This window comes from Methanosphaera sp. A6, assembly GCF_001729395.1.
Lineage (GTDB): Archaea > Methanobacteriota > Methanobacteria > Methanobacteriales > Methanobacteriaceae > Methanosphaera > Methanosphaera stadtmanae.
The window spans coordinates 1-7786 of sequence record NZ_MAIF01000116.1 but is presented as its reverse complement, the minus strand read 5'-3'; the positions used below and the strand labels follow the sequence as shown (position 1 = coordinate 7786).

Annotated in this window: 1 protein-coding gene; it reads left to right on the top strand. The window is 25.1% G+C overall.

The features are described 5' to 3' along the window. The first annotated feature begins 64 nt into the window (after window positions 1-64). Complete coding sequence (locus A9758_RS04425) at window positions 65-7471, top strand: Ig-like domain-containing protein (RefSeq protein ID WP_011406217.1); 7407 nt, start codon at window positions 65-67, stop codon at window positions 7469-7471. The last annotated feature ends 315 nt before the right edge of the window (window positions 7472-7786 follow it).

Here is a 7786-nt window from a genome sequence, read left to right as displayed (position 1 = left end):
AAATTAAGTAACAACTAAGTTAAATCTTAGTTATTTTTAAAATTTATTTAAATTATGGAGGAAAATGATTAAAATGAAGAATAAGATACTAATATCTTCAATAATACTAATAGTATTATTACTAGGACTTTCAGTTATATCTGCAACAGACACGAACACAACAATGACTGATTCAATAGAAAAACAGACAATAGACTTCAAAACAGATAATACTAAAATAGACACTAAAGAAATAAAAGCAAGTGAGAAAAATACTATTAGAACAAAAGATTTTACTCTAGAAAAGAAAGAAACTACGATAATAAAAGATAATTCAAAAAATGAAATTTCAACTACAGATATAAACAAAGAAATTAAAACAAAAACTATTAAAAATACAGACAATATAGAAAAACAAAGTAAAAATTTAAAATCAGAAGACAATACAACAATTAAAACAGAAGAACAAACTGTAACAGATTTTAATTCATTAAAAAATACATGGAATAACACATTTACAAATGGAGATAACCAAACACATTATATAATAAATCTTAAGAATGGTGAATATGAATTTACAGAAAACCTCGTTGTAGGAAATACTAATGTATCTCATATAACATTCCAAGGAGAAGATAAAGATAAAACAATACTTAATGGACAAAAAATACATGGAATATTTTTCTTTAACACCACAAAAATAAATGTCTATATAAACAATATTACATTCAAAAATGGATATAATGCAATATGTAGTAATAGTAATTTAACAGTTAACAATTCAAAATTCATAGATAATCATAGAAGGAGTGCAGGTGCTGCAATATACTCTTACATATCAGATCTTAGAGTTTATAACTGTTTATTTGATAATAATAATATTTCAACAACAATTCCCTATGAATATCTTCGAGGAGGAGCAATCTACAAACATGATGGAAATACTCTAATCCTTAATTCAATATTTACTAATAATATTGTTAAAGGTAATTTTCAAGCTAGTGGAGGAGCAATTGCCTTAATGGGAAATAATGCACGTAATGCTACTATAAATAATTGTCTATTCCAAGACAATAAAGTTTTAGCAAGATATAATGATGGAAATATTAACCTAGTATGTTATGCTAATCAAAAGAATATATCTCATTGTATTTTTGTTAATGGTGGAGGTATACTAGGTAATAATAATTATTTCATGGAAAATAAACTTAATGATTTTAATAATACAGTTGCTCTAGCATTAAATGGTAAAACAAATGATACTATTATAACACAATATGATACTGTAACTCTTTCATATATTCTTCAAGGAAAATATTATGATAGTCCTGCAGAGAAATTTGGAGTAGCACCATATAAATATCCAATAACAACAGATAATCCATTATTAAATACTAGTGGATTATATTTAAGTCCAGAAAATAATTATACATTAACACTTGATACAAGTTCATTAAAAGATGTTATATTTGATGATATTAATCTATATGTAGCTGGTATAAAAGCAGGAACTATTAAATACAAAGGTACAATAATAAAACAAGATAATATAACAGCAAAACCTGGAGAGATAATTAATATAATATCATACTTCTATGATGGAAAAAATCCTATAACAAATGGAAAAGTAGCATTTAAAATTAACAGTAAAACAATAGGACATAGTAATGTAACATTAGGACAAGCATCACTACAATATAAAATACCAAATAATTACACTGCAAAAAATTATACAATAAATGTAGTATATGGTGGAACAAATAAATATAATCCAGCACGTATGAATGCTACACTCAAACTAAACAAAGTTAATACAAAAACAACTATTACCACAAATAACACAATAGCAAACAGTACAATGCAAATTACTGTTAAAACTGTTGATGAAAATAATAAACCAGTAATTCGTGGAAAAATAACAGTGAAAGTAAATGGAAAAACAATAACATTAACTAACACAACAGGAGTTAAAACAGTAGAATTTAACATACCAAAATCATGGGCAAATAGAAATATTACAATAACTGCATTATATGGTGAAAATTCATTATATAATCAAAGCCGTGACAAAATGAAATTAACAATAGAACCAATGAAGATGCCCCTAAAAACAACTAACTCAATAAAAAAAGAAGATACAATAATAAATTATTATGTATCACAGATGGGTTCAGATAATAACACAGGAACAATGACAAATCCATTTAAAACAATAGCAAAAGCAATAAACCAAACAACACCAGATAAAACATATAACATCTACATATTAAATGGTACATATAAAGGTGTTGGAAACACAAACCTCACAGTACCTGGAAATCATAAAATAAACTTCATAGGAGAAGGAATAAACAACACAATACTTGATGGGGAAGTAAATTATACTGTTGGTGGAGCAACAGTATGGGGTGACTCAAAAGTATGGAATCCATATGATAATGGAACTGGTAACTGGTTTATGAATATAACAAAAGGAAATGGACTTATAACAATCACTAATTTTACAATGCAACATGCATGGGTATATGGAGTTGATGGTGGAGATTCAATAAGTAAATATCCAACAGCACCAGTAGATAACTATGGAAATCTAGAAGTAAATAATATGTACTTCTACTATAATTGTGCAGGAGTAGGAGCAGGTATTAGAAACAACAATGGTTCAACATTACTTGTAAATAATTCATTATTTGAAAAAAATAGAAAATCAGAAAGTACTGGAAACTTTGGTGCAGGTATTTATAATAATGGTACAGCAGTAATTGTAAATTCAATATTTAGAAATAATTTTGCACGTTGGGGAACAATAACCAACGACAGAATAATGAATATAACAAACTGTACACTACAAAATAATAGTGCATATGGTGGTGCAAGTACTTTCAAGTATGGTAGTGGAATAGCAGTAAATAGTGGAGCTGCTGACTTCTTTAACCCATATGGACTAAGTGGTCTTCAAACTAATATTCGTGACTGTACCTTTATAGGAAACCGTCAAACAGATATTTATTCCATATCTAGTGCCTTGAATGTAACAAATAATACATTTGATAATTGTACTGGTATTTATATAGCTCATGGAACTGATAAAACACGATATGCTAATATAATTAATAATACATTTAATAAAGTTTCACCAACAGATCTTTTTATTACATTAGGTTCAAATACAGTATATCCTGCTTTAATAACAGCAAGTGGTAGTGGAAATATAGTAATTGAATCAAATAATATGAAACTAGCAAATAATGATAATAAAGGTTATGCAATAAAAATAACTGGAAGTTATAATATTATAAATAATAATACAATAGATCGTCGAGTAATACTTGGAGGAAACAATAATAAAGTAAATAACACTAAAATAACAACTACTGCTGATACATATGCAATAGAAATAGGAAATAATAAGTATAATAATATATCTAACAACTATTTAACATCAAAAACATATGTAGGTGTAGATTCAGTAGATAATATTGATAATAATTATGTATTAGACAATAATAATACACCATTATCAACACTAGTTAAACTAAATGATACTTTATACAACAGATACTTTGATAACAATGGAAACTATAAAACATCCTTTGGTGATAATGTACAAATACAAATAATAGGAACACTTACAAATAAAAATCTAATCTTTAATAATGTGACAAATATAACAATATTCCAACAACAAACCAACATAAAATCATACAACATAACAATAGATTCTGCTAATACAACAATGAATATAAACCAGGTAACAATAACCAATACAAACAATAAACCAGTAGTAATACTAGGTAGTAATAATAATATAATACAATCAAATAATTTCATGACTAATGGAAATTACACAATAGAATTAACAGGTATAAATAATACAATAATAAAAAACACACTTATTGCAGATATACTCGTAGGAAATGAATGTGTAAAAGCAGACAATACAACAAATACTATAAATAATAATAAACCAACATATAAAAATATAATTTTAACAGATGATAATTATAAACAATATTTCAATGAAAATAGTACATTTGTAGCACCAGAAAATATGACAGATATTCATTTATTATTAAAAGGAAACTTCTATAATAAAGATTTCATATTCAATACAACATTAATTATAGGAAATTATACAACAGCAACAGTATATAATGGAACATTCATATTACAACAAAGTAAAAAATCAACACTACAAAACATAACAATAATAAACACAGATAATAAAAATGCAATTATATTAAATAATTCAAGAGATAATTCTATATCTTATATGAATATAACTACAAAAACACCTTCCATAATTATAAATTCAACATACTTGTGGTCTACTGGATTATTATATAACAATATAACAACAATATCTCCTAATAAAACTTATTCAATCGTTTTATCCAATGTAACTGGAGCTCCTACAATTCAAAATAATAATATTACAACAATTGGATCTACAAATACAAGTAGTCTCTACATTAGTAAAAATATTAATTATAATCAAATACAACTTCAGCTATATGGTAACAATATAATAACAAAGGGTAATGGTAATGATACTATTATATATTCAATATATGATAAGAATACAGTAGCTAATACTCTTAGATATTCTTCTAACATTATTAATACCATTGGAACACAAAATGCAATAAGTATTTATATGATTAATAACATGATCAATACTTCAAGAGTATATAGATCTGTATCTTCCAATACTATTAAAACAATAGCATCTAATTACACATCCAATATTGTGGTAAAAGGTAATATTTCAGTTGGAATAGATTCAAATAAATTAAATACAAACTCCACAAGTAGTATTAATATTGATATAGAAAATACAAATCCAACAATCAATAAAAACATATTAACAACAGATACAGAAAATGTAATACTTATTAAAATACAAAATATGAATAATTCAAATATAGAAAATAACACACTTACAATAACAAATAAAGCAAATGGAACACCTATAGTTATACATAATTCAACATACAATTTAATAAAAAATAACACTATATTTTCAAAAACAATATATACAATGTTTATTGATAAAACATCAGAGAATAATACTATAGTATATAACACATTAGTAACATCAGAAACTTATGGTGATAAATCCATATTAACTGAAGGAAAAAATCGTGTACGTGATAATAATCCAACAAGCTTTAGTACAAACTATCTTTTAAATGATGATACATACTATGAATTCTTTAATGAAAATGGAATATTACGACCAGAAATAAAAACTGGTGAAACAATAGAAATGATTGGAGATTTAATAAATAAAAACATGATCATAAATAAACCAATAAACTTCATACAAACATATGGAACAATATATAATGGAACAATAACATTAACAAAAGAAGCACAAGGTACAAATATCACAGCACTCACAATAAACAATACAAACATTGATCAAACAGTAATAATAAATACAAACAATACAAACATAAACATTTCATCAATCAGAATAACAAATGATAATATAACTAAAACAATAGCAGTACAAATCAATGGAAATAATAATAAAATAGCAACAACTAGCGGTATTACTGTATTCTCTTATAATGATGTAGATTCATTAGTAGTAAATGGAGATAATAACCAAATTAAACTCAATAGAACAACAAATAGTAATCTATTAAGTATAATCTATTATTCTGATAAAAAAGCACAAATAAATGCAATAATCCTAAAAGGAAACAATAACACATTAACTTCAACATCAACAATAAAAGTAGATGTATTAGATCCTATTACAAGAAAACAAATACCTTCAAATGCTACAGTAGTAGGAACATATATCCAAGGAGATAATAATTACATAAACATAGTTGACATATATCTTAGTACTGAAGTAAAAAGCTTTACTGGAGTAAAATTCGAAAATGCAAACTACAATACACTAAATATGTCTAATTTATTATATACAAGAAAGAGTATGTCTTCTGGATTATTCTATGGATATCTACTTATAGATTCATCCTACAATCTAATAAACAGTACAAGTATTAGTAATTACAACACTATGAATCCAAATGAATATGCATTATTTATATTTAAATCTAATAATAATACAATTGAAAACTTAAATATAAGAAATATGGCTAATTATCTTGATAATTCAAATGGAAACATATTAATGTACAATAAAATAACCACTGATGATGTATATGCAATAACACTTACTAATACAACATACAACAATATAATCAAACATAATACATTAAATTCAGCAAATCTTCAGGGAGATGCAGCTGTAGGTGCAGATAACCTAAATAATACAATAGAATATAACACACCACGTGAAAACCTACAAACAAACACTAATATAATATTAGAAAACAGTACAATACATGCAAAAGTAAATGATACCATAACAATTACTGCAAAAGTAACAGATATTAAAAATAACTTATTATCAGAAGGAAATGTAACTTTCAAGATAGATAATAATGTAATTGGAGTAGTAACTGTTATGGATGGAAAAGCATCAATAAATTACACAATACCATTTTCTAATATAACCAGTTATAAAATAACTGCTACATATGAAGATAATGATAATTATGCAATGAAAACTACTACAGGTACTATTATTATCGACAAAACAAGTACAAAACTCCTTGTTGGTAATATAACAAATACAGGATCCATGGCAACACTAAGTGCAATACTAATGGATGGAAATGGTAATTTATTAGATGGAGTTGTAGAATTTAGAATTAATAATATGACAGTTGGAGAAGTAAATATTACAAATAAAATTGCATTACTTACAATAGATATTAGTAAATATGATGTTGGTAATTATGAAATAACTGCAATATATGAAGGTAACTACTATTATAACTCAACAATAAATACAGGCATATTATCTATAAATAACTATGATGTAAAACAAATAATTAATCCAATAACAACAAAAGTATGCAGTACAATAAAAATAACATCATACATATTCACCAAAGAAAACACACCAATAAACACAGGAAAAGTTATATTCAAAATTAATGGTAAAACATTAAAAGATGAATATGGAGACATAATTTATGCTGCAATAAATAATGGAATAGCATCTATTGATTATGAATTATCAAGTAGCATAGGTGCAAAAAATTATACATTAACTGCTGTAGCAATGGATAAAATATACAATAGAATAGAAACAAACACAACACTTACACTAGAAAAACACAACACACAAGTAATACTCCAACCACAATATCTAAACAGAAGCAAAAATGCAATTATAAAAGCAAAAATAATTGATGAAGAAGGAAACTTAGTAATAGGAACAACTAAAGTAGCAATAAAACTCAATAATAAAACAATAACCCATGCAATAGCAGTTAATGGTATACTAAATGCAACACTTGATTTATCCATATACAAACAATCACTCTTTAACTTAACTATTGTAGCTGGAGAAAACAAATTATACAACAGTAGTAAATCAACAAATGCATTGATTATCGAATAAATACGTATCATATGTTATCACAACGAAATTTTAAAGGAGAGAGTATTTATCACTCCTCCCTTTTTTTTATTAGAATAATGAATATCTGATAAAGGTCTCTTTTTTCTAGTAACATCTATGAAATTTATCTATTTCTATATAAACATGATTTATCTTTTTTTATATTATACTACAGATATATTAATAATTTTAAAAAAGAAAATATAAATCAATCAAAATAATAATTAGTGAGCTTCAATATATATAATTACATAGTATAACTTTATTTTATAGTTAATTACTTAATTTTTGATATATTTTAGATTTTTGAATGTA